The organism is Paraburkholderia sp. BR10937, assembly GCF_040965695.1.
Lineage (GTDB): Bacteria > Pseudomonadota > Gammaproteobacteria > Burkholderiales > Burkholderiaceae > Paraburkholderia.
On the sequence record NZ_JBFRCL010000004.1, the window covers coordinates 120,041 to 146,982 of the forward strand.

A 26,942-nucleotide genomic window follows, 5' to 3' on the forward strand; every position below is an offset into this window, starting at 1 on the left:
GGTGAATCAAGATGATGAAGCAACGTGCCCGAAGGCCACACGTTCTGTTGGTGGAGGTAAGCGGGATCGAACCGCTGACCTCTTGCATGCCATGCAAGCGCTCTCCCAGCTGAGCTATACCCCCATGCAGAACGACTTCTGCGCCAGTGGGATGACGCAGAATCGAGCAGGTCAGCTTGCGGACCTGCTCGAAGAGCGGCGATTATATACGCGGCGCACGCAACCTCGCAAGCACTCTCACGCGCTCGCCTGGAACTATGCTGGAGTCCTTACGATCACCCGCAAAAACAAAAAGCCGGCTCATCAGCCGGCTCTCTTGCGCCATTCGCAGCCGAAGCACGCGAATGCAATTCGTTCCAGTACCACCACGCAATTCCCGCGCACGATACTCGATTCAACGTTGGTGCCGACGGCGAGACTCGAACTCGCACAGCTTTCGCCACTACCCCCTCAAGATAGCGTGTCTACCAATTTCACCACGTCGGCAATCCAATACGACCCGGGACTCGTTAGATCCCGTTCACTCTCGCCTCGTGGGCTCGAAGGGTCGCCATTGTATCGACTCGTCGCGCATTTTTGAAGGCCCTGCGTGAAGATTTTTTGAAGCCCCGCGCCAACGCTTAAAACTCCAGCGTCGAAGTCAATTCGAGCGTGCGTCCGAGTCCCACGCCCAGCTGATTCGACCCCGCCGCGCTCCAGTAGCGCCGGTTGGCCGCGTTCTCCAGATTCGCCTGCACCGAAACGCGTTTGCCGTACACGCGCGTTGCGTAACGCACGCCTGCGGTCAACAGCGTATAGCCGCCGATCTGTGCCTGGTTCGCGTTGTTCACCTGGCGCGGCCCCACGTAATAGATGCCGCCATTCACCGAAAGACCCGCGAGCACCGGCACGCGATATTCGGCAAACAGGCTCGCCGTGACGTGGGGCGTATTCTCCGGCGTCTTGCCGACGAGCGTCGGGTCGGAAGAATCGATCTGCTTCGCGTCGAGATAAACGGCCGATGCAGTGAGTGAAACGTCCTTCGTCACATCGCCCTGCACCGAGAATTCCACGCCGCGATAACGCGCGTTGCCGTCCATCACATAGACGTTGTCGGCGTTCGTTTCGGCGCTGGCCTGTTTGAGGTTGAAGAGCGCAAGCGATACGAGCGTATTGCCCGCGAGGCGCGTGCGCACGCCCACTTCCTGCTGCCGGCTCACTGCCGCGGGCAGGATCTGGTTCGCGTTGACGGCCGTGGCCGGCGCGCTGCCCGCCGATTCGAGCGCTTCGACATAGCTCGCGTAGACGCTCGTCTGCGGTGTGATGCGGTAGGTGATGCTGCCCGAGGGCGACGTGTGGTTGATATCGGAGCTCGGCGTACCGGCCTGCGAGGTCATGTACTCCGAGCGACGCACGCCGGCCACGATTTGCAGGCGCGCGGTGATGTCGATCTGGTCGAACAGATAGATGCCGCTGTTGCGCACGTGCTGCGCGTAGAACTGCCGCGCGCTGCCGCTTTGCTTGAGCGTCGTGATGTCGATGGGATCGTAGAGATTTTGCGCCGCCGTATACGTGTACGTCGTGAAGTCCGGCTGAAACAGCCAGTTCTGTACGACACCCGTCGTGACCGTATGCATGAACGGTCCAGTCTTGAAGTCGCCGTTCACTTCGAGGCGCACGTTCTTGTTCTCGTACATCTGCCCGTACTGCTGGCTGCCTTGCAGCGTGCCCGCGCCGGTCGCGACGTTGTACTTCTGGAACACCCAGGCCCAGCGGTCGCGCCGCGTAATCGACTGGCCGAGCGAGAGCATCGCGTTCCAGTGGTCGTTGAACGCATAGTCGGCGCGCACGAGCTGCGACGTGGCGCTCGCCGTGGTCGGTCTGTCGTTCGGCACGAGCAGCTTCGAGGGGTCGGGCATGGCGGGCAGCGTGATCTTGCCGTTCACGGCGGCTAGCGGCACGATGCCGGCCTGCTCGACCACGCGCGTTTCGATGTGCTCGAGATCGTATTGCAGCTTGAGCTTGTCGTTCACGCGCCAGTCGAGCGCGGCGCTCACGAACTTGCGGTAGCCGCGATCGCCTTCAATGGGTGTTTCGACGTGCTCGTCCATCGCGTTCACACGGATGCCGAACTGGTTGCTCGGGCCAAAGCGGCGCGCAATGTCGGCGGCCGCGCCGATCGAACCGTTCGAGTCGCCGAGCACCGAAATACTCGTGACGGGCTCGCTGCCCGCGCGCTTCATCACCATGTTGACGATGCCCGCCGGCGCGCCGAAGCCGTAGTACAGCGCGGACGCCCCCTTGAGCACTTCCACGCGCTCCTTGTTCTCCATCGGCATCCAGATGTTGTTGTCGATGGGAAGCAGGCCGTCGAGGTAGAAGCTCGAGCGATTGTCGAGCGGGATGCCGCGCACCGAGAGGTTGTCGTACGCGAGTCCGTTGAGCTGCTGGCGCGTCACGCCCGCAACGTTGCGCAGCGCGTCGTAGAGGCCCGTGTCGCCCTGGGCGTCCATGACCGAGCGCGTGACGACGTTCACCGTGGCCGGCACGTCGAGCGCATCCATGCCGCGGTATTGACCCGTCTCGACGGTTTGCGGCGCGTAGCCCTGGGTCTTGCTGCCCGTGATCTTGACGGGCGCGAGCTCGGTGGCTTCGTCGGCCGCTGCGGTTGGGTTTGCCGCGTCGGCATCGGCCGCTTGCGCCGTGTGTGCGATGCCGGCGATGCCCGCTGCCAGCGTGGAGTGAATGATCGCGTGGGCGCAGATCCTGCGCCATTGTTGCGTGCGCGTGTGCGACATGCGCGTGTGCGACGCGCGCTTCCCCGAAGCCATGCTTTCCCTTCTTCTTTGCGTTCAACGAGCGCTGCCCGGGCCACGCTGCCATCCGGCCCCGATCAGCGAAAGAGCGAGATGATAATGCGAATTATTCTTATTTTAAAAGATGGGCTCACTGCCTGTCGGGGAAATGCAACAGCCATGTATGGCTGGTGTAAGTAGATCTCGGCTATCGCATGAAGCGGTGTCAGCAATCAACGCGTCCACATGGGCGAGCGCTTGTAGGTCCTCGTCCCTTGAAGCATTGGGGGGAAATGCGCAGACGCTACCTTCGTGCGCCTGAACACCCGTCGTTGGACGAGGCAGGTAATATGAGCACGACCGAAGCCGCTGAATCAGCGGATGTGGTTGAACATCAGCCTTTGGCGGCAGCCCCGCGCCGGCTCTTTTTCGCGGGCGAAGCCGCACGCACGGCGTCGGCATGCTCGCGAATCGTCTCGATCAGCGCGCGCAATCCCGCCGGCGCGTGCCGCCGCCCTGGGTAATAGAGGCAGAGCCCGTCGAGCGGCGGCGTCCAGTCCTCCAGCACACGTACGAGCGTGCCCGCCGCAAGATCCGCGTTCACGTTCCATTCGGTCAGATACGCGAGGCCGAGTCCGTCGCGCGCGGCCGCGAGCATGAGACCGGGCTCGTCGAGCGTCAACGTGCCCTCCACGTCCACGCGCACCGCCTGGCCGCGCCGCTCGAACTCCCACTGGTAGATTTGCCCGCTCGGCATGCGGCTGCGTACGCAGCGGTGCGCCTTCAGATCGGCAGGTGTGCGCGGCGGCTTGTGCTTCGCAAAGTAGTCCGGACTACCAACCACTGCGAAACGCTGACGGTCGCCGAAAGGCACGGCGATCATGTCCTGCGGCACCGTTTCGGCCAGACGAATGCCGGCGTCGTAGCCTTCGACCACGATGTCGATGAGCCGCCCTTCCGTGACGAGATCGAGCTTCATCTCGGGATAGCGCTGCAGATAAGCGATGAAAACGGGCATGACCTGCTTCGCTGCACCCACCGAAGCATTGATACGCAGCGTGCCGGAGGGCGTGTCGCGAAAGCTCCCTGCCTGGTCGAGCGCCTCGCGGATCGTGGACAACGCCGGCGCGACGCTGCCCACGAACTGCGCGCCGGCCTCCGTCAACGCCACGCTGCGCGTGGTGCGGTTGAAGAGCCGCACGCCGATGCGCGCTTCGAGCGCCGCCACCGCGTGGCTGAGCGCCGAGGTCGACACGCTCAGTTCGTCCGCTGCCGCACGAAAGCTGCGATGGCGCGCCACGGCCAGCACGGCTTCGAGTTCCACCAGGCCCGATGTTTTCATTGTCCCAAATCGCTCAACAGGTCATGCGCCATTGTACGGCTAGTCAACGCAATGCCAGGCGTCTATCTTGCTCCCATTGACTCACGTTTTCCGGAGCAGCCATGCAGATCATCGACAAGATTTATCTCGGCGGCGCGTTCGCCACGCCGCACGGCGAGCAATACTTCGACCTCTTCAACCCCGCGACCGAGGCCGTGATCGGCCGCGTGCGCCTCGCCGACGCGGCGGACGCGGACGCGGCCATCGCCGCCGCGAAGCGCGCGTTCCCGGCGTTTTCGCGCACCCCGAAAGCGCAGCGCATCGAGATGCTGATGGCGCTGCACGAGGCCGTCGTCGCGAGCGAGGACGCGCTCTTCGAAGCGATCGTGCAAGAGTACGGGGCGCCGGTCTCGCGCGGCCGCTGGATGGCGCAGCACGCCTCCAACGTGCTGCGCGACGCCGCGCAAACGCTGGAAGGCTACGCGTTCACGCGGCGCGCAGGCACGGCCGAGGTCACCATGCAGCCGCTCGGCGTTGCGGGGCTGATCACGCCCTGGAACAGCGACGCGGGCTTCATCTGCGGCAAGCTCGCGGCCGCGCTCGCGGCGGGCTGCACGGCCGTCATCAAGCCGAGCGAAATGAGCGCGCTGCAGACACGCATCGTGACCGAAGCGTTGCATTCGGCGGGCTTGCCCGCGGGCCTCTTCAACATCGTCACGGGCCGCGGCGACACCGTGGGCGCGCGCATCGCCGGTCATCCCGACGTCGCCAAGATCTCGTTCACGGGCTCGACCGCAGTGGGCAAGTCGATCCTGCGCACGGCGGCGGAAACGCTCAAGCGCGTGACGCTCGAACTGGGCGGCAAGTCGCCGGTCATCGTGCTCGACGACGCGAATTTCGACGAAGCCGTGCCGCTCGCGCTGCAGGCTGGTTTCATGAACAGCGGACAGGCGTGCATTGCGGGCACGCGCATTCTGGTGCCGCAGTCGCGGCTCGTCGAATTCGAAGCGCGCGTCGTGGAAGCGGTGGCGCAGTTTCAGGCGGGCAATCCGCGCGACACGCGCACGAGCGTCGGCCCGATGGTGAGCCAGAAGCAATGGGAGCGCGTGCAGCGCTATATCGGCATCGGCATTGACGAAGGCGCACGCCTGATTGCGGGCGGCGCGGGGCGGCCCGAGGGCATCGAGTCGGGCTGGTTCGTGCGTCCCAGCGTGTTCAGCGGCGTGACGAACGATATGACCATCGCGCGCGAGGAGATTTTCGGGCCGGTGCTTTCGATCATCGCGTATCGCGACACGGAACACGCCATCGAGATCGCCAACGACACGCCCTATGGCCTGCAAGCCTACGTGCTCTCGCCCGATATCGCGCGCGCACGCCGCGTGGCCGCGCAAATCGATGCGGGCCGCGTGCTCGTCAACACGCTCGCCCATGAGCCGGCTGCGCCGTTCGGCGGCTTCAAGCAATCGGGCATCGGGCGCGAGTACGGCGCGTTCGGGATCGAAGCGTTTCTGGAACCGAAGTCCACACTCGGCGTGCTTTGATGCGCCGCTGAGCGCATCAAAATAAAAACGCCCCGGTTGTGCTGCTGACCGGGGCGCTTGAACTGCACTTTTAGCGTGCTACATCAGAATGTCTGCCAGTCGTCATCGGACGTGACCGCCGCCGGTTCACGGCGTTCCGCCTTCGGCGCGGGCGCAGCGGGGGCACGCGCAGGCGCGGGCCTCGAAGCGGCGGGACGCCTGGCCGTTGCGCTCGCAGCGACCTTCGTTACCGGCGCAACGCTCGTCGCTGCCACACGGCCCGCCGAACCGATGTTGAACACCGACACCAGCTCGCGCAACGCCGCTGCCTGCGAGGACATCGACTGCGCCGCCGCCGACGCTTCCTCGACGAGCGCCGCGTTCTGCTGCGTAACCTCGTCCATCTGCGTGACGGCCTGATTGACCTGCTCGATGCCGGTGCGCTGCTCGCCCGACGCTGCCGAAATTTCGTTCATCAGGTCGGCCACGCGCTTGACCGATTGCACGATTTCACCCATCGTGCGGCCCGCGTCGTCCACGAGCGCCGTGCCGTTGTTCACGCGCTCGACCGATACGCTGATCAGTTCCTTGATTTCGCGCGCTGCGGTTGCGCTGCGCTGCGCGAGCGTGCGCACTTCGCCGGCCACCACCGCGAAGCCGCGGCCCTGTTCGCCTGCACGCGCCGCTTCCACGGCTGCATTGAGCGCCAGGATGTTGGTCTGGAAGGCAATGCCCTCGATCACCGAGATGATCTGCGCGACCTGCTCGGAGCTGTTCGCGATATCGCGCATCGTATCGACCACACGGCCCACCACTTCGCCGCCGCGCGTGGCCGTTTGCGAGGCCTGGCCCGCCAGCGTGTTGCCCTGGGTCGCGTTATCGGCGTTCTGCTTGACGGTCGCCGTGAGCTCTTCCATGCTCGCCGCCGTTTCTTCGAGCGAAGCGGCCTGCTCTTCGGTGCGCTGGCTCAGGTCGGTGTTGCCCGCCGCGATCTGCGCGGAAGCCGTCGCAATGCCTTCGCTGCCCGTGCGTACGCGGCCCACGAGGTCGACGAGCCGCTCGTTCATGTGACGCAGCGCGCCGAGCAACTGGGCCGCCTCGTCGGTGCCGTCCACTTCGATGCGCGCGGTCAGGTCGCCGCGCGCCACCGTTTCGGCCACGTCCACGGCCCGGGCGATCGGGCCCGTGATCGAGCGCGTGATGAAGAGCGCAATCGTCGCGCCGAAGCCGATGGCGATCACGATCAGCGCGATGGTCCAGGCGACCGCGCTGTGGTACGCCGCCTTCGCCATGGCGACTTCGGCGATCGAGCCATTGTGATTGAGGGTCACGTCCTGGTTGATGAGATCCATGACCGCCACGAACGACTTCGCCGATGCGGTCGAAACCGCAGCGCGGGCATCCGGCGATCCGCCATCGGCGGACATGACCAGGGCCTCGATCTTCTTGTCGTCGTCCAGATATTGCGACCACGCGGTGCCGATCGAATCGGCCACGCGGCGCTCTTCGGCCGAGGAGACCAGCTTCGAATAGCTGTCGAACATCGTGCCGAACTGGCTGATCATCTGGGCGTGCTGGTCGTGCAGCGCCGCCTTCTCTTTGGCGTCGTTGGCGATCAGCATGCGCAGCGACGTGCGACGCGCGTCCTGCGCCTGGTTGCGCATGTTGCCAAGCGTCTCGACGCTGGGCAGCCAGTTCGTGCCGATTTCCTGCGTGCCGTCGAAGATGCGCGAAGCCTGCAGCAGGCCGATCCCGCCCACTGCGCCGAGCAGGAGCAACACAATGGCAAAGCCCGCGCCGAGACGCGGGCCGATCTTGATTCTGGTAAGGAATGACATGGGGACGCCGTAGTGAGAGGTCATCCCTATTGACGACATCGACGCCAAAAAATTAAGTCACTGTTGCAAATATGACAACGCGTAAGGAACGCGCGCGTCGAGCGAACGTTCGGTCTCTTTTCATACGATCAGGATCCCTTATCAATTTTCTCAGAGACTCGCCACCCATACTCCGACCTGTGCGATCGCCGCATCGCGCTGCGCCGGACTCGCGTGCGTCGCGCCCGTGAGATAGGTCGTGACGAGGATCGGCGCGCGTCCGGTGGGCCAGACGATGGCCACATCGTTCGCCGTGCCCCGGTCGCCGGTACCGGTCTTGTCGCCCACGCGCCAGTCCTTCGGCAAGCCGGCGCGCAAACGCGCGTCGCCGGTCTTGTTGGCGACGAGCCATGCAACGAGCTGCTCGCGCGATGCCGCGGAAAGACGCTCGCCCAGCAGCAATTCGCGCAGGTTCGCGACCATGGCGGCGGGCGTGGTCGTATCGCGCGGGTCGCCGGGGATCGCTTCGTTGAGCGTGGTCTCGTTGCGGTCGAGGCGCGTGACCGGATCGCCAAGGCTGCGCGCGAAAGCAGTAATCGCCGAAGGGCCGCCAATGCTCTCCAGCAGCAGGTTGGCCGCCGTGTTGTCGCTGCGCGTGAGGGCGGCTTCGCACAACTCGGCGACCGTCATGCCCTCACTGCCCGCGCGCGGTCCGCTCACCGGCGAATACGACACGACTTGCGCAGGCGAATAGACGATCTTGCGCGCGAGGTCTTCCTTGCCGTGATCCTTGCGCGTCAACACGGCCGAGGCGAGCAACACCTTGAACGTGCTGCACATCGGAAAGCGCTCGTGCATGCGCCATCCGCGCACGTGTCCGTTCGCCGTATCGAGCATCGCCACGCCGAGCCGTCCGCCTGCCTGCGCCTCGATGGCGGCGAGCTGCTTTTCCGCTGCGCCGGCGGACGCCGCGTCCGCCTCCCGCGCCGTTCCCACCGTTGCACCGAATGCCTGAGATGCAACACCAGCTATCGCACCGCCCAACACCGTCATCGTGAATCTACGTCGCGTGATCATGGCCTCTCCTTGAAGAGCCGCCACTATCGCGTGTTCTCCACGAGGTGACAAACGATGATAAATTGCGCCCTGCCCCAGAAAATCTTATGACCCAATCATGCGAACGCATCTGCCCCTCAATGCCTTGCGCGCCTTCGAATCGTCGGCGCGGCACCTGAGCTTCACACGCGCGGCGAGCGAGCTGAACGTCACCCAGGCGGCCGTGAGCCAGCAGGTCCGCACGCTCGAGGAGCGGCTTGGCGCGACCCTCTTCAAGCGCCTGCCGCGCGGCCTCGCGATCACCGACGAAGGTCTCGCGCTGCGCCCCGTGCTCTCCGATGCGTTCGACCGCATCGAAGCCGTGTTGCGGCAGTTCGAGGGCGGCCACTTTCACGAGGTGCTGACCGTGGGGGCCGTGGGGACCTTCGCGGTGGGCTGGTTGATGCCGCGCCTGAAGTCGTTTCACGACGCGCATCCGTTCGTCGAGCTGCGCATCATGACGAACAACAATCTCGTCGATCTCGCGGGCGAAGGCCTCGACTTCGCCATCCGGTTCGGCGACGGCACCTGGCCGGGTTCGCGCGCCGCGAAGCTGTTCGACGCGCCGCTCGCCGCGCTCTGCACACCCGATATCGCGCAGCGTCTGCAGAGCCCTGCCAGTCTCGCCAACGAAAAACTGCTGCGCTCGTATCGCGCCGACGACTGGGCGCTCTGGTTCGAAGCCGCCGAGCTCGCGCCGCGTCCCGTGCGCGGACCCGTATTCGATTCGTCGCGGCTCATGGTGGAAGCGGCGATGCAGGGCGCGGGCATCGCGCTCGCCCCGGTTTCGATGTTCGAGCGCGATCTCGCGGCGGGCCGGCTCGTGCGGCCCTTCGACATCGAGGTGCAGGCGGGCAGCTACTGGCTCACGTCGCAGAAGGGGAAGACGGCGACGCCCGCCATGCGCGCGTTCAAGCAATGGATCGTGAAGGAAGCCGGTAGCGGCGAGGAAGGGTGATTGCGCGGTTACCGTCGCGGTTAGTCTGCTACGCGCTTGCCTGTGTGAGCCGCGCGTGAAGCGCCTCGATTTCCGCTTCGGCAAACACCTCGATGCCGTGCTGGCGCAGCAGCGCAGTCGTCACCCCTGCGCCCGCGTGTTTGTGGCCCGCGAAACTGCCATCGTAAATCGCACGGCTGCCGCACGACGGGCTGCCATCGGTCAGCAACGCATAGCGGCAGTCGTGCGCTAGCGCCAGTTCGAGCGCGACGCGGGCGCCTTCGACGAAATACGCGGAGACGTCCTCGCCGCGCGCATCGATCACGCGTGCGATCCCCGCGAGCACCGCGGCGCCCGAAGCGGCGTTTGCGATCTCCGCAGGCGGCCTCGGCACGCCGAACCCGCCTGAGACTTCAGGACATACGGGCACGAGCCGCCCCTCACGCTGCCACTGCTCGATCAGTGCATGCGCAACGGTTTTCGCCGAGCCGTCGTATCGAACCGGGCGGCCAAGCAGGCAAGCGCTAACGAGTATTCGGGGGAGCATGCGCGATGAAATTCTGTTGCACGTCCCGCATTTTACGCGCCGAAGTCGAGCAACACCTTGCAGGTTTCGCGCGGATTGTGCTCCGCCAACTCGAACGCGCTGCTCACCTCGCGAAAATCCACCTTGTGCGTAATGATCGATTCCGGCGTGACGAGCCCGCGCTCCAGCCAGTCGATCACGGTCGGGAACATCGCGCAGTTCAGGCGCGAGGCGCACAACGTGAGCTCCTTTTTCGTCAGCTCCTGCTGCGCGATGGCCGAAGGCGTCGACGAAAAGCCGAGCAGCCCGATACGTCCCGCGGGCGCCGCGAGCCTCACCGCTTCTTCGAGGATGGACGGATGGCCCACCGCGTCGAAGATCAGCGTGGGGCCGTCTTCCACGCCGCGCGCGCGCAGCGCGTCGGCCAGCGGCTCATTGCGCGTGTTGATCGTTTCGTCGGCTTGCGCCCCGCAGCTGCGTGCGAGTTCGAGCCGCTCGTCGAGCTGATCCGTAATGAACGCACGCACGCCGTACACGCGCTTGAGCACCTGCAGGATCGTGAGCCCCACGGTGCCCGCGCCGTAGATCAACGCCACGTCGCTGTCCAGCACGCCGGTGCGCGCCGTGACGTTCGCCGCCACGGCGAACGGCTCGACAATCGCCGCGCACGATTGCGCAATACGCTCGGGAATGCGGTACGCGTTGCGCGCAGGGGCGCACACATACTCACTGAAGCCGCCGTCGCGATGCACGCCCAGCACGACGAGATTGCGACACACGTTCTGCCGCCCGATCCGGCATGCGTGGCAACGCCCGCAGCTGATGACGGGATCGACGGCCACGAGTTCGCCCACGCGAGCGGCGTCGACGCCCTCGCCCACGCACTCGATGCGGCCCACGAACTCGTGGCCGATGATGCGCGGATACGACACGAACGGATTGTGCCCGCGATAGATGTGCAGGTCCGAGCCGCAGATGCCCGCATAACGCACCCGCACGCGCACTTCTCCCGCGGCGGGCGTAGGCGTGGGCACCTCGCGCACGGCGAGGCTGTTCGGTCGATCGACTACGACGCTCAACATAGTGGACGCTTCCATGAATATTTGATCAGGTATGCCTACCAGTTCCACATCGACCCGTCGCGCAGGCGGGCGACCGGCAGGTAGGCGCGTTCATACGGATACTTCGCGGCCAGCGTCTCGTCGATATCCACGCCGAGCCCCGGCGCGTCGTCCATCACGAGGAAGCCGTTCTCGAAGCGGTACTGATGCGGGAACACGGCATTCGTCAGCGCGTTGTGCGGCATCAATTCCTGAATGCCGAAGTTCGGTGCCCACAGGCCGAAGTTCACGGCGGCGGCCATGCAGACCGGCGAAAGATCGGTGGCGCCGTGAAAGCCCGTACGCACCTGGTACATGGCCGCGTAATCGGCAATGCGGCGCATATGCGTGATGCCGCCCGCATGCACGATGGTCGCGCGGATATAGTCGATGAGCTGCTCGCGTATCAGGTCCTTGCAGTCCCAGATCGAGTTGAACACCTCGCCCACCGCGAGCGGCGTGCTGGTGTGGCTGCGGATCAGGCGGAAACTCTCCTGGTTCTCGGCCGGTGTCGCGTCTTCCAGCCAGAAGAGGCGATACGGCTCGAGGTCGCGGCCCAGGCGCGCGGCCTCGATCGGCGTGAGGCGGTGGTGCGCGTCGTGCAACAGATGCGGGCCGAAGCCCACGGCCTCGCGCACCTTGCGAAAGAGTTCGGGCGTATGGCGCAGATAGAGCGCCGTGTCCCACGGCTCCTCGGGCGGCAGCCCCTTCTGGGCGGGCTCGTATTCGCCCTTGACCTTGCCCACGCCATACACCTTGTCGAGACCGGGCACGCCCGACTGCACGCGAATCGCCTGGTAGCCCTCCTCCACGTGCTGGCGCACCGCGTCGATGGCCTCTTCATGGTCGCGCCCGTTTGCGTGGCCGTAGACCATCAGCCCTTCGCGGCTCTTGCCGCCCAGCAGCTGATACACGGGCATGTTCGCGAGCTTGCCCTTGATATCCCAGAGCGCCATGTCGATCGCGGCGATCGCCGTCATCGTCACCGGGCCGCGCCGCCAGTACGCGCCTCGATAGAGGTATTGCCAGATGTCCTCGATATTGCGCGGGTCGCGGCCCACGAGGCACGGAAACACGTGATCCTCGAGGTACGCGCGCACGGCCAGTTCGCGGCCGTTGAGCGTCGCGTCGCCAAGACCGTACACGCCTTCGTCGGTCACGATCTTCACGGTCACGAAATTGCGGCCGGGGCAGGTGACGATCGTCTGCAGCCGTTCAATCTTCAATTGCTGTCTCCACTCTCTTTCATTCGACGAAATAGTCGGGCACGCGCGCCTGCACTTCCGGCAGATGCGAGCCCACGCGGTCGATATGGCTCGCCACCGTCGCGCCCAGCTGCGCGAAGTTGCGCGAGGCGATATGCGCGAGGATCAGCTCGTGCTCGCGCAGCGCGCGCTGCGCGTGGTCCGCCACACGGTCGAGCAGCAGCCAGCGCACGCGGTCGAACTGGCGCTTCATCGGCTGCAGCATTTCCCACACGTGCGCGCGGCCCGCGAATTCGAACAGGCGGCGGTGCATCAGCTCGTCGAGATCGAAGAAGCGGTCCACGTCGCCGCGCGCGACGGCGTCGCGCTGGTCGTCGACGATCCGGCCGAACTCCGCGAGCTGGTCGGGCCTGATGGTCTGGGCCAGCTGCACATGGTTCGCGCATTCGAGCGTGCTGCGCGCGAAGCGCCCCTCTTCGAGCTGCGACACGGAGATCGGCGCGACGATCGTGCCGACCTTGCGGTAGATGTTGACGAGATGCTCGTCGGCGAGCTGCGCCAGCGCTTCGCGCACCGGCGTCCGGCTGACCTGCAGCGCTTCGGCAATCGCGGCTTCGGAGAGGCTTGCGCGCGGCGGCAGCGTGCCGCGCACGATGGCGTCGCGCAGAAAGGCGTGCACCTGGGGGCGATAAGAAGCGTCGGGATTGGCGACGAATCCGCTCAGTGCGGCGAGGACGGTGTCCTCTTGCGGTTCGATGACGGTCTGGCTCATGTCAGTAAGGGATGACTGTTCGTACCATGGTAGCAAATGCGCCATACGGTCACCCCATAGCGTTAACCCCGATAAAATGAGATATGACATCGGAATAAGCTTCATTCATTCGCATTCGTACCATGGTACAAAGCAATGACAGCACCCCTTCTGTGCGAGCGCTCACTAACAAAAATCGCGGCAACCGTGCGCCAGCCAGGGTACGACCGCCAGCGCGTGCGCCCCGGCATCGTCCATCTCGGGCTCGGTGCGTTTCATCGCGCGCACCAGGCGCTCTATACGGAAACGCTGCTCGAGCGTGGCGACACGCGCTGGGGCAGCGTCGGCGTGAGCCTGCGCGAGCCGCGTGTGCCGCAAGCGCTGGCCGCCCAGGACCACCTCTATTCGGTAACCGAGCGCAGCGGCGAAACGACGGCGTGCCGCGTGGTCGGCGCGCTGCGCGGCGCGCTTTACGCGCCCGAGGCAATGGACCGGGTGCTCGGCACGATTGCGGACCCCGGCGTCGCCATCGTGAGCCTCACCGTGACCGAGAAGGGCTACAGCCTCGCGCCCGCCGGCGCCGAGCTGGACGCCGGCGACCCAGGCATCCGCCACGACCTCATGACACCCGATGCGCCGCGCACCACGCTGGGCGTGCTCGCCGCGGGCATCCGCAGCCGCTCCGCCGGCGCGCCGCTCACCGTGGTCTGCTGCGACAACATGCAGGCCAACGGCGACACGCTGCGCAAACTGCTGATCCAGTATGCGGAGCAGTTCGACCCGGCGCTCGCGCGGCGCATCGGCGAGACGATCGCGTTTCCCAACACGATGGTCGATCGCATCGTACCGGCCGCCACGCCCGCTTCGCTCGACGCTGCTGCCGCGCAACTCGGCCTGCGCGACGAAGCCGCGATCGTGTGCGAACCGTTCACCCAGTGGGTCATCGAAGACCGCTTCAGCGGCCCGCGCCCCGCGTGGGAAGACGCGGGCGCGCTGCTCACGCGCGATGTGCACCCGTACGAGGCCATGAAATTGCGTCTCCTGAACGGCTCGCATTCGGCGATTGCGTACGTGGGCCAGTTGCGCGGGCGCGAAACCGTTTCCGATGCGATGAACGATCCCGCCATGGCCGCCTTCGTGCGCGCGCTGATGACCGAGGACCTGCTCGCCACCGTAACGGTCCCGCCCGGCTTCGACGTCCATGCGTACTGCCAGGATCTGCTGGCGCGCTTTGCCAACCCGACGCTTGCGCACCGTACCAGCCAGATCGCGACGGACGGCACGCAGAAAGTGCCGGTGCGCTGGCTACCCGCGCTGCGCGAGAGCCTCGTGCGCGGTATCGAGCGTCCCCATCTCGAACGCGCGCTCGCCGCCTGGCTGCACTACCTCGCGACCGAACGCAGCGACGCGGGCACGTCGCTCGTGGTGAGCGATCCTGGCGCCCCCGCGCTCGCCGCGAAGCTGCGCGGCGCGAGCACGACGCTCGACACCGTGCAGGCCGCCCTCTCGCACACGAGCGTATTTGGCGCAACGCCGTGGCCGCAGGCGTTCGCCGAGCGGCTCGCCGGACATCTGCAAGCGCTGCGCCGGCGCGGCACGAACGCGCTGCTGACCTGCCCCGCGCTGGCCTGACGCCGCACGCGCGCCCATATCTATAAAGACTGGAGACAGAACATGAAACAACGCACGATGGGATGGATAACCGTTTTCCTGTTATTCCTCGTCTACGGCATCAACTACCTCGACCGGGTGGCGCTTTCGATTACTGCACCGCTCGTGCAAAAGGACCTCGGCATCGATGCGGCGCAGATGGGCATCGTGTTCAGCAGCTTCTTCGTGGGCTATGCACTGTTCAACTTCGTGGGCGGCCTCGCGAGCGACAAGCTCGGGCCGAAGATCGTGTATGTTCTCGCGGTCGGGCTGTGGTCGATCTTCTGCGGGCTCACGGCCGTGGCCGTGGGCTTCGCGAGCCTGCTCGTGCTGCGCGTGCTGTTCGGCATGGCCGAAGGGCCGCTCTGCGCAGGCGCGAACAAGATGGTCAACAACTGGATGCCGCACGACATCGCAGCGACTTCCATGGGACTCCTGAGCGCCGGTTCGCCACTTGGCGGCGCGATTGCCGGCCCGATTATCGGGCTGCTCGCGATCAGCTTCGGCTGGCGCCCGGCGTTCTGGATCATCTGCGCGATCGGCCTTGTATGGTGCGTCGCGTGGATGCTGCTCACGGCCGACCGTCCTTCGGAGAGCCGCTTCGTCAGCACGCTCGACGAAGCCGAGCCCGCGCGGCGTGGACCGGGTGTTGCGCACGCGACCCACGCCGTGCCCGACAGTGCCGCTTCGTTGCCGCTCTCGGCATGGCTGCGCCAGCCGCTCGTGATCGCGGCGGCCGTGGCGTTCTTCGCCTATAACTACGTGCTGTTCTTCTTTCTGAGCTGGTTCCCCAGCTACCTCGTGCAGGCGCATCACCTCAACATCCGCGAGATGAGTCTCGCCACCGTCGTGCCCTGGCTCGTGGGCACCGTCGGCCTCGCGGCGGGCGGCGCGATCTCTGATGCGATCTTCCGCTGGACCGGCAAGCTCATGCTCTCGCGCAAGCTCGTCCTGTCCACTTGCCTCGCGGCGACGGGCGTGTGCGTGGGCGTTGCCGGCCTCGTGCATACCGCTGTCGCAGCCATTGCGCTGATGTCCATTGCGCTCTTCCTGCTCTATGCGACGGGTGCGCTCTACTGGGCGATCGTGCAGGACGTCGTGCATTCCGCCAGGGTAGGCAGCGTGAGCGGCTGCATGCACTGCGTGGGTAGTCTTTCGGGCGTGATCGGACCGGCCGTGACGGGCTTCCTGGTGGAGCGCAGCGGCTCGTTCGCCACCGCGTTCGCGCTGGCCGGCGTGGTTGCGCTCACCGGCGCGGCGCTCTCGGCAATTTTCATTCGCGACACCCGCAAGCGCGCGCCGCTCGCGGACGAGGCGTATTCATAACCAGCGCGTGAGCTAGCGCGCGCCGGCGGCGCCGTCACATCGTCATCGCGAGCCGCGTGGCCTGATCGATGGCACGCAACGCATCGAGTTCGGCGGCGACATCGGCGCCGCCTATCACCTTCGGTTTCGCTGCGCGCGCGACGAGTTCATCGTAGAGCGCCCGGTTCGAATTCTGACCCGCGCACAGCACGACATGATCGACGGCAATCACATGCGGCTTGCCATCGACGCAATAATGCAGACCTTCGTCGTCGATCGCGTCATAGGTCACGCCCGACGTCATCATCACGTTGGCCTTGCGCAGTCTCGCCTTCAGGATCCATCCCGTCGATTTGCCGAGACCCCTGCCGAGCGGTTCCTCCTTGCGCTGGAACATGTGAACGCTACGGCGCGGCGCGCCATGAGCGTCGCTACGCGTGAGACCGCCCGCATCCGCATTCGCGGGATCGACGCCCCACGCGCGGAAAAACACGCCACGGTCCAGCGATTCCTGCGCGTCGCCCAGCAGATACTCGGCCACGTCGAAGCCGATGCCGCCCGCGCCGACGATCGCCACGCGCGCGCCCACTTCGACCTTGCCCGCGAGCACGTCGAGATACGACACCGCCTTCGGATGATCGACACCCACGATATCGGGCACGCGCGGCGTGACGCCGGCGGCGATGACGATCTCGTCGAACGCGTCGCTGGCGAGTTCATCGGCCGTTGCGGCCTGCCCGAGCCGCAATGTCACGCCAAGCCGCTTTAGCCGCACCTCGAAATAGCGCAGCATCTCGTGAAACTCGGCTTTACCGGGCACGACCTTCGCCAGATTCAACTGGCCGCCCAGCCGCGCATGCGCTTCGAACAGCGTGAGCGTATGGCCACGTTCGGCGGCGTTGATCGCGAACGCCATGCCGGCCGGTCCGCCGCCCACGACCGCGATACGTTTGGGCTGCAAGGCCTTGGCCGCCGCGAACTCGATCTCGCGCCCCGCGCGCGGATTGACGAGGCAGGTCGCGGTGCGTTCCGTGAAGATGCGGTCGAGGCAGGCCTGATTGCAGCCGATGCAGGTGTTGATTTCGTCGGCCACGCCAAGCCGCGTCTTCTTCGCGAAGTCCGGGTCGGCGAGCAGCGGGCGCGCCATCGAAACGAGATCGGCCACACCGGAGGCGAGCAGTTCTTCCGCGACTTCGGGCGTGTTGATGCGGTTCGACGCCATCACCGGAATCGACACCGCCTGTTTGACGTTGCGAATCGCGTCGCGCCAGGCCGCGCGCGGCACGCATGCCGCGATGGTTGGCACCGCCGATTCGTGCCAGCCCATGCCCGTGTTGATGAGGTCCGCGCCGGCCGCTTCGATCTCCTTCGCGAACGCCGCGATCTCGGCGCCGCTCATGCCGCCATCCACGAGGTCGATGGAAGAGATGCGGTAGATCAGCATCGGCTCGCGGCCCATTTGCGCGCGCACGGCGCGCACGATCTCGAGCGCAAAGCGGATGCGGCCTGCGAAGTCGCCGCCGAATTCGTCGTCGCGCGCGTTGGTGACGGCGGCCGTGAACTCGTTGATGAGATAGCCTTCCGAGCCCATGATCTCCACGCCGTCGTAGCCGGCCTGGACCGCCAGCGCCGCCGTGCGGGCGAAGTCATCGATGGTGGCGCGCACTTCCTGAGTACTGAGCGCGCGAGGCGCGTACGCGTTGATTCTCGCCTTGGCGGCCGTGGGCCCCACGCACTCCGGCACCTTCGCATAACGGCCCGCGTGCAGGATCTGCAGCACGATCTTGCCGCCCGCCTCGTGAACCGCGCGCGTCACGGCGCGATGCTCGTCGACCTGCTCCGCGCGATTGAAGAGCGGGCCACCCGCCTCCATCACGCCTTCGGCGTTCGGCGAGAACCCGCCGCTCAGAATCAGGCCGATCTCGCCGGCCGCGCGCGCCGCATAGAACGCGGCGAGGCGCTCATGCGGACGGTCGAGCGTTTCGAGCCGCGTGTGCATCGCGCCCATCACCATGCGGTTGGGTAGCAGCGTCGCGCCAACGCGAAGCGGGGTCAAAAGCCGGTCGTAGCTCGCCATGGGATGTCTCTTGATATTCTCGTACGTCGTTTCCACACTCTAGGCGAGGCCCCTAATTACGTCAACATCATGATATATATTGAGGGTACGAGGAGGGGTATTGCCCAAATGAACGGCGCGCCCACTTCCCTTCATTATTTTCGTATCAGGTATTTGTCTCATTGCCCGCCGCACTCGCGCGGCGACCGAAAGGCGCCCATGACCCAGAACGACCCTTCGTACGACCAATCCGTCTCGTCGATTCACAACCGCTTGTTCTTCCGGCTGTTCCAGGCGGGCAACACGCTCGACCGGCAGACGACCAAGGCGCTCGGCATCACGACCGTGCAGTGGTCGGTGCTCGGCGCGCTGTCGCGACCGCAGGTGGCAGGGGGCATGTCGTTTTCCGAACTGGCCGACTATCTCGTGGTGAGCCGCCAGAGTCTCGACGGCGTGCTCAAGCGCCTGGAGCGCGACGAGCATGTGCTGCGCGTGGCAGACACCGTGGACCGGCGCGCGAAAAAAGTCGTGCTCACGGACCAGGGCAAGGTGTTCTGGGAGAGCCTGCAGCCGAAGATCTACGAGTTCTATCGCCAGGCGCTCGCAAGCTTTCGCTTCGACGACAAGGTTTCGCTCGTGCACTTCCTCAATCAACTGAACAAGGGCATGGACGAGATCGATCTCGGCGAACCGGCGCCGCGCGAAGAGGAGTGAATTGTGAATGCATGCTCGCGCTTTCATATCGTGCAATGCGCGCCCGGTGTGTGCAAATTCCGCATTTCCCGATGCAGGCCAGCAATTGCACATGGAAGGACACCTTCTCTTATCGTGAAAGACATCGCGTAAACCATTGAACGACAAGGAAATTGCGGCGCAAAAAACCTGCGGGGAAGGCGTCTTTCACTGCGATAGACTGAATCCAGTGACGCTTCTTATTCGCTTGTTAATCAATGGAGACTGATGATGGACGTCTATATCGAACCGTTACCGAGAGGCCAATGGGGGCCAATCGATGGCTACGCCCTGGAGTTCGCGGACGGCAGCAAATTCGCCGAGAACATCTTTCGCTCCGAGCTTCTCGCGATCAGCGAGATCGTCCTGAGAGGCTATAAGCCGCTGCTGGCGAAGGTCCGCATTACGGACAAGCACGCCAACGCGCACTGGAAGCGCCCCGACACTTCACGCTGATGCGCTCACGCTCGACGGCATAGCTTGCCGTCGAGCCGTGCAGTCCGCTCACGCAATTGCTGCCGGCGCTCGCCATCGACCCGGAGATCGACGGCGTGTTCGTGTGACGGACGGTGCGATTTAAAACCCTTCGAGCACGAGCTTGCCGCGCGAGCGGTTGGTCTCCACGAGCTCGTGCGCCCGACGCAGGTTCGCCGCATTGATGGTCCCGAAGCTCTCGTTGAGGGTCGTGCGCAACACGCCCTCGTCGATGAGCGAAGCCATGCGGTCGAGCAGATCATGCTGGCGAATCTGGTCTTTCGTCCCGAACATCGAGCGCGTAAACATGAATTCCCAATGCAGGGCCACGCTCTTCATCTTGAGCTTGCGGAAGTCGAACAGCTCCGGGTCGTCGATCAGCGCGAAATGTCCCTGCGGATTGATCGAGGCGACGATCTCATCGAAGTGACGGTCGGTCTGATTCAGGCTCGCGATATAGTCCACGCCTTCCATGCCGATACGCTTGAGCTCCTGCGAAAGCGGCTTCGTATGATCGATGACGTGATGCGCGCCCAGCTCGCTCACCCACTTCGACGTTTCAGGCCGCGACGCCGTGCCGATCACCGTGAGGCCCGTGAGCCTGCGCGCCAACTGCACGAGAATCGAGCCCACGCCGCCCGCCGCGCCGATCACGAGCAGCGAGTCGCCGGAAGGCGCCGTGCCCTCGGGCACCTTGAGGCGGTCGAACAGCAACTCCCACGCCGTGATGGAGGTGAGCGGCAACGCAGCCGCCTCGGCGAAGTTGAGACTTTGCGGCATGCGGCCCACGATGCGCTCGTCCACTACGTGCAATTCGCTGTTGGTGCCCGGGCGCAGCAGCGAGCCCGCATACCACACCCGGTCGCCCGGCTTGAAGAGCGTCACCTCCCGGCCCACGGCGCGCACGACGCCGCTCGCGTCCCAGCCGATCACTTTCGGCTCGCCGTTTTCGGGCGCCTTGTTCGCGCGCACCTTCACGTCGACCGGGTTCACCGACACCGCGTGCACTTCGACGAGCAGATCCTGCGGGCCCGGCTGCGGCTCGGGGAGTTCGAGATCGATCAGCGATTCGGCGTCGCTGATGGGGAGATTGCGGTAATAACCAGTCGCTTTCATCGTGAATACCTCCAGACAGTCAAATTGCGGGAAACCGGCTTTGTTGAACGAGCGGCTCGAAGTGATAGAGGTCGGGGTCGGCCGAGAAGTACGGCCACAGCGTGTGCAGAAAGGTCTGGAAATCGCCGTGCATCATGAACGCGCTCTGCGCGTCGAGCGAGTCCCATTCCACTTCCAGCACGTAGCAGCCTTCGTCTTCGCACTGCGGTCCGAGGCGATGCCCGCGATAACCCGGCTTGTTCGTGAGCAGCGGGCATACGCGCAGCCACGCCGCCTCGAAACGCGAAATCTTGTCGGCTCGCAGGTAAAAGCGGCCTATCGCGACGATCATCCGAGCCTCCGTGCCGTTCGTCTTCGTACGAATAATCGGCCAGCGCGCCCGGCGCGCATAGGGGCAAACGGCGAATTCAGCTTCAACGCCGCTTTGAAGATCGAGGGGGCGATCGGGCCCGGTACCGAACAGCGAGCGGACTGACCGCGGATTCAAATATCAGGCGAGATACGCGGCAATGCGACCGCGCAGCCAATCGCGCAGTGCGTTGACGGTCGGCGAGAGCATCGTGCGGTGCGCGCAGACGAGATGCAGCGGCGCGCCTTCGCCCTGAAACGCGTCGAGCGCGGTTTCGAGGCGCCCCGCCTGGATATCGGCGAGCACGTCCAGACGCGACTTGTACGCCAGGCCATGCCCCGCCACGGCCCAGCGGCGCACGAGTTCGCCGTCGTCGCTGCTGCGGTTGCCCTGCACGTTCACGACGCTCGCTTCGTCGCCGCGGTAGAAGGTCCAGCGGTCGTGCAGCGTGTCGCTCAGCGCGAAGCGCAGACAGTTGTGGCGCGAGAGATCGGCAGGCGTCGCGGGTTTGCCGTGACGCGCGAAATAGCCGGGCGCGGCGCACAGCACGCGCCGGTTGTCGGGCGCGAGCGGCAGCGCGACGAGGGTGGAATCTTCGGGCACGCCGTAGCGAACCGCCACGGCAACCGGCGACCGGAACATGTCGGTCACGTGGTCGCCAATGTGCACCTGGAACGACACCGCAGGATGCTGCGCCTGAAACTCGTCGAGCCAGCGCGCGAGCACGTTGCGCCCGAGGTCGGAGGGAATCGACAGCGACACCGTGCCGCCGATCATCTTGCGCCCATGCGCCACGGCGTTCTGGCCCGCCTCCACCTGCTCCATGACGCCGCGCGCGTATTCGAGGTAGCGCTCGCCGTCCGGCGTGAGGCGCAGGCTGCGCGTGGAGCGTGCGAGCAAGCGCGTGCCGAGTTCGGTTTCGAGGCGCTTGAGGCCCGCGCTCGCCACGGCGGGCGTGAGATCGAGTTGGCGCGCGGCGGCCGAGAGGCTGCCGTTGTCCGCCGCACTGATAAAGATGACGAGGTCTTCCAGTCTGATCATGTACCGTCGCGTCTCGTTGGGCTGCGCTCGCCTCGGAAGCCGGCGCCGCGGTCATGGAGTAAGCGAACTGTACACGAAGGCACCGCACGGGCGGGTAGCCCCGAACACGCCAAAAAGTCCGCGAATCCCCAATATTGCGATCGTTGAACAATCTTTGGCTTACCGTTGCGCGATTCCTATACTCCCCAGCAGACATCCCGCTAACGCTGCGCTGAGCGCCATCGGCATCGCGAATGCGGGCACAGGTCGTTTCATACAGGAGTACGAGGCAATGCTGAATTATCCCGCCGCCTACCAGTCGACCAAGGGCTCCGCGCTCGACGTGAACAAGCCCTTTTACCGCCGCATCGCCGAAGAGAAAGATCAGCGCGAGCTAATCGAATCGATCGTCGTGCCGATACGCTCGGGGCAAGCCTGGAGTGTGCCCGCGGGACACGTGTTCCGCATCGTGACCATCGAAGGCCCACAGGTGGCAGACCTCAATCTGTGGAACCGGCACGATCCGCGCGAACGCATGTGGGCTTCGCGCACGCGCCAGCTCCAGCAAGCACACGTGAGCACTTTCGACCGTCTGTGGTCGACGCTGCCCTTCCTGCGCCCGCTCGTTACCATCACCGACGACAGCCTCGCCGACTACGGCGTGGACGAGCACGGCGGGCGCGTTCACGACCTGCTCGGCACACGCTGCGACCCCTACGTGAACCGCATGCTGACCGGCGAGGACTTTCATTTCCACTGTCACTCGAACCTCACGCGCGCGATCGCGCCGTACGGGCTCACCGAATACGACGTGCACGACGTGCTCAACGTGTTCCAGTGCACGGGCCTGAATCTGGAGGACAAGTATTTCATGAAGGCCTGCCCGGCGAAGAAGGGCGACTATCTCGAGTTTTTCGCCGAGATCGACCTGTTGTGCGCGCTTTCCACCTGCCCCGGCGGCGACCTTTCACTGCCGATGTGGGGACCCGATGCACGCGACCCGCTGGAAGTCTGCCGGCCGCTCGGCATCGAGATCTACCGGCTGGCGCCGGCGCTGCTGGAAGGCTGGTCTTCGCCGCCTGTCGCCGAATATCGCGGCCTGCACGGCATGGCGTTGCAGCAGCCGGACTGGAAGTGCGGCTGCTGAAACGCGACGGCTCTAGCTTACTGCTGCTTCTCGACCTTCTTCGGCTTCGGCGGCGACTCGACCTTCGCATATTGGAAGGCAGGCGTGGCCTTCAGCGCTTCCTTGGTTGCGCCGGGCAGATAGAGATTGCCCTGGCGCACGTCGAGCGAAGCGATGGGCACGGCCACGTCGTGCGAGCCGACGCCGAGGAAACCGCCCGCCGAAACGATGGCCGCGGAAACCGAGCCGTCCGGTGCCACGATCAGGTCGCGCACAGTGCCGATCTTCACGTTGTCGTCGTTATAAACGGGCTTGCCGAGGACGCTCTTCTTCACGCTCCAGCCTTCGAGCAGCGCCTGCGACTGCTCGACCGAAACGCTCAAGGGCTGCGCGCCCGCGATCTGGGCATTCGCGCTGGCACTGGCCAGCACGGCGCTGAATGCGGCTACGGCCAATATCGTCTTGCGGAAAAGCATTTTCTTTCGCTCCTGTATTCCGGTTAGTTCGCCGCGCAGGTCGTTGCGAGTCAGCGCGAGACTGCAGGCGGGATATCATGTTAGCCGGTATGGGGCGGGGATGCGCTCAAGCTGCTTGCGCGAACAGGCACGAAGCAGGTGGGGGCGAAAACGCTGCCAAGCCTTCGAAAGACCTCGGCGAACCGTCGCTGGAGAAAATCGGGCAACGCGCGCATCCTCGATCAGGATGGAAAACGTACGGAGTTCGGCACGAACTTCACGCCGCCTTGGCTCCTGGAGAACGACATGTCCGCCCTGCCCGCCCGCCACAATCGCGCCAAGGCCAAACTCGCGGCCGGCGCAAACCTGACCGCATTCATGGTCGAGCTGCCGAGCGTGGGGCTCGTGCAGGTACTCGCGGCGAGCGGCGTGGACGTGCTGATCTTCGACATGGAGCACGGCCCCATCGACATGCAAAGCCTCCACGCCATGGTGGCCGCCACGCGCGGCACGCTGGTCACGCCCATCGTGCGGATTCCGTGGACCGAGCCCTGGCTCGTCAAGACCGCACTGGAAACGGGCGCCATGGGCATCAACTTCCCGATGATTGCGACGCCCGAACTCGCGCGCAAGGCGAGCGAGTCGCTGCGCTATCCGCCCAACGGCTCGCGCGGCTTCGCGCCTTCGCTCGCCGCCGCGCGCTGGGGCGTGAGCGGCCCCGATTACATTCGCGTCGCGGATTCGGAACTGCTGAACATCGTCACGATCGAGGACGCACAATCCGTCGAGCAGCTCGATGAGATCCTCGCGGTACCCGGCATCGACGTGGCGGCGATCGCCTCGTTCGATCTTTCGATGAGCCTTGGCGTGCCGGGCCAGTTCGATCACCCTGACGTGCAGGCGCTCGTGCACGAGGCCGAGGAGAAGGTGAAGCGCGCGGGCACGCCGCTGGGCGGCGTGGCGCTCGATGCGCAAACGGCGCAGAGGAAGCGCGCCGCCGGCTATCGCATGTTGCTGCTCGCGTTCGACGTGGTGATGATCGAGCAAGCGGCGCGCGGCATCGTCCAGGCGGCAACGGCGCCCGCGGAGAAAAGCTAGGGCGACTCGCTCATTCTCACTCCATCATCTCCGGCAACGCCTGCGCCAGCTCCTCCACGGCCAGCCGCACTCGCATCGGCACGTGCGGCGTGCGCAGCCATATCGCATACGCGTCGTAGAGAAAGCTCCGTTGCGCAGGCAACAACTCCACCAGCGCGCCTTCGCGAACCCGCTCGCGCACGAGCCAGAACGGCAGCCATCCGAGCCCTTCGGCCGCCGCGACGGCGTCGGCGATCGCGGCAAGATCGTCCAGACGAAAGCGGCTGGGCGGCGTGATCTCGACGGGCGGCTCGCCCTCGTCCTCGCCGGTAAAGCGCCACGGCGGCACACGGCCCGAGCGGCGATACATGATCGCTTCATGCTGGGCGAGATCGTCGAGCGTTGCGGGCCTCCGATGCGCCGCCAGCCATGCGGGCGACGCACACACCGTCATGCGCTGCCGCGCCACGCGGCGCGCGACGAGGTCGGCGCTGTCCTCCAGCGCTCCGGTACGGATCGCGAGGTCGTAGCCGTCGTCGGCCAGATCGACGAAGCGATCGTTCATCGAAAGATCGAGTTCGATACCCGGATAGCGGCGCGCGAAACGCATGAGCACAGGCATCGCGCAATGCCGCCCGAAATGCACCGGCATGGTGATGCGCAAGCGTCCGCGCGGCTCGCCGAGCTGGTCGGCGGCGAGGGCGTCGGCGGCATCGGCTTCCGCGAGGATCAGCTTGCAGCGCTCGTAGTAGGCGCGGCCGAACTCCGTCACGCTCTGGCGCCGCGTGGTCCGGTTGATGAGCCGCACGGCAAGACGCGCCTCGAGCCATTGCACATGTTTGCCAACCATCGGCGCGGATAGGTCCAGCGCCTCGGCAGCCGCCGCAAACGACCCCAGATCCACGGCCTTCACGAACACTTGCATGCTGGTCAAGCGGTCCATATTCGAAACGATCCGTTACGAGTGTCGATGTCGATTTGCAATTTATCGCTGATTCCTGCGTAGGTACAGTGGATTCGTTCCAATCATTCAGGAGTCGGCATATGGCACGCGCGGTTCGTTTTCATCGGCATGGGGGCCCCGAAGTGTTGCGCATCGAAGAAGTCGAGCTTGCGCCGCCCGGCCCCGGCGAGGTCGCGATACGGGTCAAGGCGCTCGGACTCAATCGCGCGGAAGCGCTCATGCGCGCGGGCACCTATATCGAAACGCCCGCGCTGCCGTCGGGGATCGGGCTGGAGGCGGCTGGCGTGGTGGATGCCGTTGGCGAAGGCGTCCTGGCGCTCGCGCCCGGCGACGCGGTGAGTTTCATTCCGCCGATCTCGATGGCGCGTTGGCCCGTTCACGGCGAGCGCGTGAATTTCCCCGCGCAATTCGTGGTGCGGCATCCGCCTTCACTGGCTTGGGAACAGGCAGCGGCGCTCTGGATGGCGTATCTCACTGCCTATGGCGCGCTCGTGGAGATCGCCGGGCTTCAGCGCGGCGAAGTCGTGGTCATCACCGCGGCATCGAGCAGCGTTGGACTGGCCGCGATCCAGATCGCGAACCGCTCCGGCGCGACGCCGGTCGCCATCACGCGGACTGCCGCCAAGCGGCGCGCCTTGCTCGACGCCGGCGCCGCTCACGTGATCGCCACTAGCGAAGAAGACGTGGCCGCCCGGCTCGCCGGCATCACGGGCAACGAAGGCGCGCGCGTCGTGCTCGACGCAATCGGCGGTTCATTGTTCGAGCCGCTCACGGCTTCGATGTCGCGCGGCGGCATACTGATCGAATACGGCGGCCTGAGCCGCGAGCCCACGCCCTTTCCCTTGCCCGCAGTGCTGGGCAAAACGCTGACGTTGCGTGGCTACCTCGTCCATGAGGTAATTGGCAATCCTGACTGGCTGGAGCGCGCCAAAACCTTCATTCTGGACGGCTTGAAAGCGGAGGCACTACGGCCCGTCATAGCGAGGACGTTCCCCTTCGAGCAGATCGTCGAGGCGCACCGCTTTCTGGAGTCGAACGAGCAGTTCGGAAAGGTGGTCGTCACGCTCTGAATCTTGCGCCGGCCATGCGCCAGTTTACGACGAAGCCGCGGCGCACTGGGCGCAAAGCCCGAAAACGACGAGACTCGAATGCGTATAGCGAAAGCGTTTCGCCGCCGCGATGGCGGCGTGCTGTTCCTGCAGCATCGGCTCGTCGATGTCCACCACGGTCTTGCAGCTCTCGCACACGAGGTGCGCATGCGGCGCGCCACGCCCAAGCTCGTACACCACGCGCGTTTCACCAACCCACGTGCTGTCGAGCAGCGACGATTCCATCAGCTGCGCAAGCGCGCGATACACGCTCGCCAGGCTGCATTGCTCCACATCTTTTGCGATGCGGCGAAAGACCTGGTCGGCCGTTAGATGCTCGTGCGGCGCGTCATGAAATACCTTCAGCACGGCCACGCGGCTGGATGTAGGGCGCAGTCGCGCGCTCTTCAGTTCGGAGTAGACCGTTCTCATACGCAGGAAACACACGTCGGCAAGGCCGACAGTTTCCCCGAGAATGCTT

24 protein-coding genes and 2 tRNA genes are annotated in these 26,942 nt (G+C 65.3%); 9 read left to right on the forward strand and 17 right to left on the reverse strand.

Annotated elements, in window-relative coordinates:
- Window positions 1-48: 48 nt before the first annotated feature.
- The 4 genes from AB4Y44_RS05200 to AB4Y44_RS05215 all read right to left on the reverse strand — a co-directional run bounded on the left by AB4Y44_RS05200 (window position 49) and on the right by AB4Y44_RS05215 (window position 4,116).
- Window positions 49-124 (reverse strand) — tRNA-Ala (locus AB4Y44_RS05200).
- Between the two features lie 277 nt (window positions 125-401).
- A tRNA-Leu gene (locus AB4Y44_RS05205) sits at window positions 402-486 on the reverse strand.
- A gap of 134 nt (window positions 487-620) precedes the next feature.
- Window positions 621-2,810 carry a TonB-dependent siderophore receptor gene (locus AB4Y44_RS05210; RefSeq protein ID WP_368698883.1) on the reverse strand — a complete coding sequence of 730 codons (2,190 nt, stop codon included), beginning with the start codon at window positions 2,808-2,810 and terminating at the stop codon, window positions 621-623.
- Between the two features lie 358 nt (window positions 2,811-3,168).
- The gene (locus tag AB4Y44_RS05215; protein ID WP_368698884.1) at window positions 3,169-4,116 is read right to left on the reverse strand and encodes a LysR family transcriptional regulator; all 948 of its coding nucleotides are present in this window, start codon (window positions 4,114-4,116) and stop codon (window positions 3,169-3,171) included.
- A 101-nt stretch (window positions 4,117-4,217) separates the two neighbouring features.
- On the opposite strand from AB4Y44_RS05215, the gene AB4Y44_RS05220 reads away from it, so the two are divergent.
- Window positions 4,218-5,639: an aldehyde dehydrogenase family protein gene (locus tag AB4Y44_RS05220; protein WP_342919782.1), complete on the forward strand. Its 1,422-nt coding sequence runs from the start codon at window positions 4,218-4,220 to the stop codon at window positions 5,637-5,639.
- An 83-nt stretch (window positions 5,640-5,722) separates the two neighbouring features.
- Here the strand turns inward: AB4Y44_RS05220 and AB4Y44_RS05225 are convergent, their stop codons facing one another.
- On the reverse strand, window positions 5,723-7,456 hold the full coding sequence (locus tag AB4Y44_RS05225; RefSeq protein WP_368698885.1) for a methyl-accepting chemotaxis protein: 1,734 nt from the start codon (window positions 7,454-7,456) through the stop codon (window positions 5,723-5,725).
- Between the two features lie 150 nt (window positions 7,457-7,606).
- Window positions 7,607-8,512 carry a class A beta-lactamase gene (gene bla / locus AB4Y44_RS05230; protein ID WP_368698886.1) on the reverse strand — a complete coding sequence of 302 codons (906 nt, stop codon included), beginning with the start codon at window positions 8,510-8,512 and terminating at the stop codon, window positions 7,607-7,609.
- A gap of 97 nt (window positions 8,513-8,609) precedes the next feature.
- On the opposite strand from bla, the gene AB4Y44_RS05235 reads away from it, so the two are divergent.
- The gene (locus AB4Y44_RS05235; protein WP_368698887.1) at window positions 8,610-9,488 is read left to right on the forward strand and encodes a LysR family transcriptional regulator; all 879 of its coding nucleotides are present in this window, start codon (window positions 8,610-8,612) and stop codon (window positions 9,486-9,488) included.
- Between the two features lie 28 nt (window positions 9,489-9,516).
- Here AB4Y44_RS05235 and AB4Y44_RS05240 read toward each other — a convergent pair whose 3' ends face one another.
- The 4 genes from AB4Y44_RS05240 to AB4Y44_RS05255 are packed head-to-tail and all read right to left on the reverse strand — an operon-like array spanning window position 9,517 to window position 13,070.
- Window positions 9,517-10,014, reverse strand: coding sequence for a DUF523 domain-containing protein (locus AB4Y44_RS05240; RefSeq protein ID WP_342919778.1), 498 nt, complete (start codon window positions 10,012-10,014; stop codon window positions 9,517-9,519).
- A 32-nt stretch (window positions 10,015-10,046) separates the two neighbouring features.
- Window positions 10,047-11,075: a Zn-dependent oxidoreductase gene (locus AB4Y44_RS05245; protein ID WP_368698888.1), complete on the reverse strand. Its 1,029-nt coding sequence runs from the start codon at window positions 11,073-11,075 to the stop codon at window positions 10,047-10,049.
- A 35-nt stretch (window positions 11,076-11,110) separates the two neighbouring features.
- Window positions 11,111-12,319 carry a D-mannonate dehydratase ManD gene (manD, locus tag AB4Y44_RS05250; RefSeq protein WP_133180697.1) on the reverse strand — a complete coding sequence of 403 codons (1,209 nt, stop codon included), beginning with the start codon at window positions 12,317-12,319 and terminating at the stop codon, window positions 11,111-11,113.
- A 19-nt stretch (window positions 12,320-12,338) separates the two neighbouring features.
- The gene (locus AB4Y44_RS05255) at window positions 12,339-13,070 is read right to left on the reverse strand and encodes a GntR family transcriptional regulator (RefSeq protein WP_368698889.1); all 732 of its coding nucleotides are present in this window, start codon (window positions 13,068-13,070) and stop codon (window positions 12,339-12,341) included.
- A gap of 135 nt (window positions 13,071-13,205) precedes the next feature.
- On the opposite strand from AB4Y44_RS05255, the gene AB4Y44_RS05260 reads away from it, so the two are divergent.
- Window positions 13,206-14,681 carry a mannitol dehydrogenase family protein gene (locus AB4Y44_RS05260; RefSeq protein ID WP_368698890.1) on the forward strand — a complete coding sequence of 492 codons (1,476 nt, stop codon included), beginning with the start codon at window positions 13,206-13,208 and terminating at the stop codon, window positions 14,679-14,681.
- 42 nt (window positions 14,682-14,723) lie between these two features.
- On the forward strand, window positions 14,724-16,025 hold the full coding sequence (locus tag AB4Y44_RS05265; protein ID WP_368698891.1) for an MFS transporter: 1,302 nt from the start codon (window positions 14,724-14,726) through the stop codon (window positions 16,023-16,025).
- Between the two features lie 34 nt (window positions 16,026-16,059).
- Here the strand turns inward: AB4Y44_RS05265 and AB4Y44_RS05270 are convergent, their stop codons facing one another.
- Entirely contained in the window at window positions 16,060-18,081 is a 2,022-nt protein-coding gene (locus tag AB4Y44_RS05270; RefSeq protein WP_368698892.1) for an FAD-dependent oxidoreductase, read from the reverse strand.
- 198 nt (window positions 18,082-18,279) lie between these two features.
- On the opposite strand from AB4Y44_RS05270, the gene AB4Y44_RS05275 reads away from it, so the two are divergent.
- Window positions 18,280-18,774 carry a MarR family transcriptional regulator gene (locus AB4Y44_RS05275; RefSeq protein WP_342919773.1) on the forward strand — a complete coding sequence of 165 codons (495 nt, stop codon included), beginning with the start codon at window positions 18,280-18,282 and terminating at the stop codon, window positions 18,772-18,774.
- A 246-nt stretch (window positions 18,775-19,020) separates the two neighbouring features.
- The gene (locus AB4Y44_RS05280) at window positions 19,021-19,248 is read left to right on the forward strand and encodes a hypothetical protein (RefSeq protein WP_042263805.1); all 228 of its coding nucleotides are present in this window, start codon (window positions 19,021-19,023) and stop codon (window positions 19,246-19,248) included.
- Window positions 19,249-19,368: 120 nt separating this feature from the next.
- On the opposite strand, the gene AB4Y44_RS05285 is transcribed toward AB4Y44_RS05280, so the two are convergent.
- The 3 genes from AB4Y44_RS05285 to AB4Y44_RS05295 all read right to left on the reverse strand — a co-directional run bounded on the left by AB4Y44_RS05285 (window position 19,369) and on the right by AB4Y44_RS05295 (window position 21,772).
- Window positions 19,369-20,382 carry a zinc-binding alcohol dehydrogenase family protein gene (locus AB4Y44_RS05285; protein ID WP_368698893.1) on the reverse strand — a complete coding sequence of 338 codons (1,014 nt, stop codon included), beginning with the start codon at window positions 20,380-20,382 and terminating at the stop codon, window positions 19,369-19,371.
- Window positions 20,383-20,401: 19 nt separating this feature from the next.
- Window positions 20,402-20,713, reverse strand: a complete 312-nt coding sequence (locus AB4Y44_RS05290; RefSeq protein ID WP_069263021.1) for an antibiotic biosynthesis monooxygenase — start codon at window positions 20,711-20,713, stop codon at window positions 20,402-20,404.
- 159 nt (window positions 20,714-20,872) lie between these two features.
- Window positions 20,873-21,772 (reverse strand): LysR family transcriptional regulator, encoded by a 900-nt coding sequence (locus AB4Y44_RS05295; RefSeq protein WP_342919771.1) that lies wholly within the window; start codon window positions 21,770-21,772, stop codon window positions 20,873-20,875.
- A gap of 271 nt (window positions 21,773-22,043) precedes the next feature.
- Here AB4Y44_RS05295 and AB4Y44_RS05300 point away from each other — a divergent pair, with 271 nt between their 5' ends.
- The gene (locus AB4Y44_RS05300; RefSeq protein ID WP_133180720.1) at window positions 22,044-22,898 is read left to right on the forward strand and encodes a DUF1989 domain-containing protein; all 855 of its coding nucleotides are present in this window, start codon (window positions 22,044-22,046) and stop codon (window positions 22,896-22,898) included.
- 17 nt (window positions 22,899-22,915) lie between these two features.
- On the opposite strand, the gene AB4Y44_RS05305 is transcribed toward AB4Y44_RS05300, so the two are convergent.
- A complete protein-coding gene (locus AB4Y44_RS05305; protein WP_342919770.1) occupies window positions 22,916-23,353 on the reverse strand; it encodes a PRC-barrel domain-containing protein in 438 nt (145 codons plus the stop codon).
- A 285-nt stretch (window positions 23,354-23,638) separates the two neighbouring features.
- On the opposite strand from AB4Y44_RS05305, the gene AB4Y44_RS05310 reads away from it, so the two are divergent.
- Window positions 23,639-24,430, forward strand: coding sequence for an HpcH/HpaI aldolase/citrate lyase family protein (locus AB4Y44_RS05310; protein WP_368698894.1), 792 nt, complete (start codon window positions 23,639-23,641; stop codon window positions 24,428-24,430).
- A 16-nt stretch (window positions 24,431-24,446) separates the two neighbouring features.
- Here the strand turns inward: AB4Y44_RS05310 and AB4Y44_RS05315 are convergent, their stop codons facing one another.
- Window positions 24,447-25,352 (reverse strand): LysR family transcriptional regulator, encoded by a 906-nt coding sequence (locus AB4Y44_RS05315; protein WP_342919768.1) that lies wholly within the window; start codon window positions 25,350-25,352, stop codon window positions 24,447-24,449.
- A 101-nt stretch (window positions 25,353-25,453) separates the two neighbouring features.
- On the opposite strand from AB4Y44_RS05315, the gene AB4Y44_RS05320 reads away from it, so the two are divergent.
- The gene (locus AB4Y44_RS05320) at window positions 25,454-26,443 is read left to right on the forward strand and encodes a zinc-dependent alcohol dehydrogenase family protein (RefSeq protein WP_342919767.1); all 990 of its coding nucleotides are present in this window, start codon (window positions 25,454-25,456) and stop codon (window positions 26,441-26,443) included.
- 24 nt (window positions 26,444-26,467) lie between these two features.
- Here the strand turns inward: AB4Y44_RS05320 and AB4Y44_RS05325 are convergent, their stop codons facing one another.
- Entirely contained in the window at window positions 26,468-26,893 is a 426-nt protein-coding gene (locus AB4Y44_RS05325; RefSeq protein WP_028206271.1) for a Fur family transcriptional regulator, read from the reverse strand.
- Window positions 26,894-26,942: the final 49 nt, after the last annotated feature.

What these genes read in the sequence shown, in the direction of transcription:
- AB4Y44_RS05235 (WP_368698887.1), top strand. Translation starts at nt 8,610, where the DNA reads ATGCGAACGCATCTGCCCCTCAATGCCTTGCGCGCCTTCGAATCGTCG.
- AB4Y44_RS05225 (WP_368698885.1), bottom strand. Translation starts at nt 7,456, where the DNA reads ATGTCATTCCTTACCAGAATCAAGATCGGCCCGCGTCTCGGCGCGGGC.
- AB4Y44_RS05300 (WP_133180720.1), top strand. Translation starts at nt 22,044, where the DNA reads ATGCTGAATTATCCCGCCGCCTACCAGTCGACCAAGGGCTCCGCGCTC.
- AB4Y44_RS05215 (WP_368698884.1), bottom strand. Translation starts at nt 4,116, where the DNA reads ATGAAAACATCGGGCCTGGTGGAACTCGAAGCCGTGCTGGCCGTGGCG.
- AB4Y44_RS05220 (WP_342919782.1), top strand. Translation starts at nt 4,218, where the DNA reads ATGCAGATCATCGACAAGATTTATCTCGGCGGCGCGTTCGCCACGCCG.
- AB4Y44_RS05290 (WP_069263021.1), bottom strand. Translation starts at nt 20,713, where the DNA reads ATGATCGTCGCGATAGGCCGCTTTTACCTGCGAGCCGACAAGATTTCG.
- AB4Y44_RS05270 (WP_368698892.1), bottom strand. Translation starts at nt 18,081, where the DNA reads ATGGCGAGCTACGACCGGCTTTTGACCCCGCTTCGCGTTGGCGCGACG.
- AB4Y44_RS05245 (WP_368698888.1), bottom strand. Translation starts at nt 11,075, where the DNA reads ATGTTGAGCGTCGTAGTCGATCGACCGAACAGCCTCGCCGTGCGCGAG.
- AB4Y44_RS05285 (WP_368698893.1), bottom strand. Translation starts at nt 20,382, where the DNA reads ATGAAAGCGACTGGTTATTACCGCAATCTCCCCATCAGCGACGCCGAA.
- AB4Y44_RS05255 (WP_368698889.1), bottom strand. Translation starts at nt 13,070, where the DNA reads ATGAGCCAGACCGTCATCGAACCGCAAGAGGACACCGTCCTCGCCGCA.
- AB4Y44_RS05240 (WP_342919778.1), bottom strand. Translation starts at nt 10,014, where the DNA reads ATGCTCCCCCGAATACTCGTTAGCGCTTGCCTGCTTGGCCGCCCGGTT.
- AB4Y44_RS05325 (WP_028206271.1), bottom strand. Translation starts at nt 26,893, where the DNA reads ATGAGAACGGTCTACTCCGAACTGAAGAGCGCGCGACTGCGCCCTACA.
- AB4Y44_RS05265 (WP_368698891.1), top strand. Translation starts at nt 14,724, where the DNA reads ATGAAACAACGCACGATGGGATGGATAACCGTTTTCCTGTTATTCCTC.
- AB4Y44_RS05295 (WP_342919771.1), bottom strand. Translation starts at nt 21,772, where the DNA reads ATGATCAGACTGGAAGACCTCGTCATCTTTATCAGTGCGGCGGACAAC.
- AB4Y44_RS05210 (WP_368698883.1), bottom strand. Translation starts at nt 2,810, where the DNA reads ATGGCTTCGGGGAAGCGCGCGTCGCACACGCGCATGTCGCACACGCGC.
- AB4Y44_RS05280 (WP_042263805.1), top strand. Translation starts at nt 19,021, where the DNA reads ATGATGGACGTCTATATCGAACCGTTACCGAGAGGCCAATGGGGGCCA.
- AB4Y44_RS05315 (WP_342919768.1), bottom strand. Translation starts at nt 25,352, where the DNA reads ATGGACCGCTTGACCAGCATGCAAGTGTTCGTGAAGGCCGTGGATCTG.
- AB4Y44_RS05275 (WP_342919773.1), top strand. Translation starts at nt 18,280, where the DNA reads ATGACCCAGAACGACCCTTCGTACGACCAATCCGTCTCGTCGATTCAC.
- AB4Y44_RS05310 (WP_368698894.1), top strand. Translation starts at nt 23,639, where the DNA reads ATGTCCGCCCTGCCCGCCCGCCACAATCGCGCCAAGGCCAAACTCGCG.
- AB4Y44_RS05320 (WP_342919767.1), top strand. Translation starts at nt 25,454, where the DNA reads ATGGCACGCGCGGTTCGTTTTCATCGGCATGGGGGCCCCGAAGTGTTG.
- AB4Y44_RS05305 (WP_342919770.1), bottom strand. Translation starts at nt 23,353, where the DNA reads ATGCTTTTCCGCAAGACGATATTGGCCGTAGCCGCATTCAGCGCCGTG.
- bla (WP_368698886.1), bottom strand. Translation starts at nt 8,512, where the DNA reads ATGATCACGCGACGTAGATTCACGATGACGGTGTTGGGCGGTGCGATA.
- AB4Y44_RS05260 (WP_368698890.1), top strand. Translation starts at nt 13,206, where the DNA reads ATGACAGCACCCCTTCTGTGCGAGCGCTCACTAACAAAAATCGCGGCA.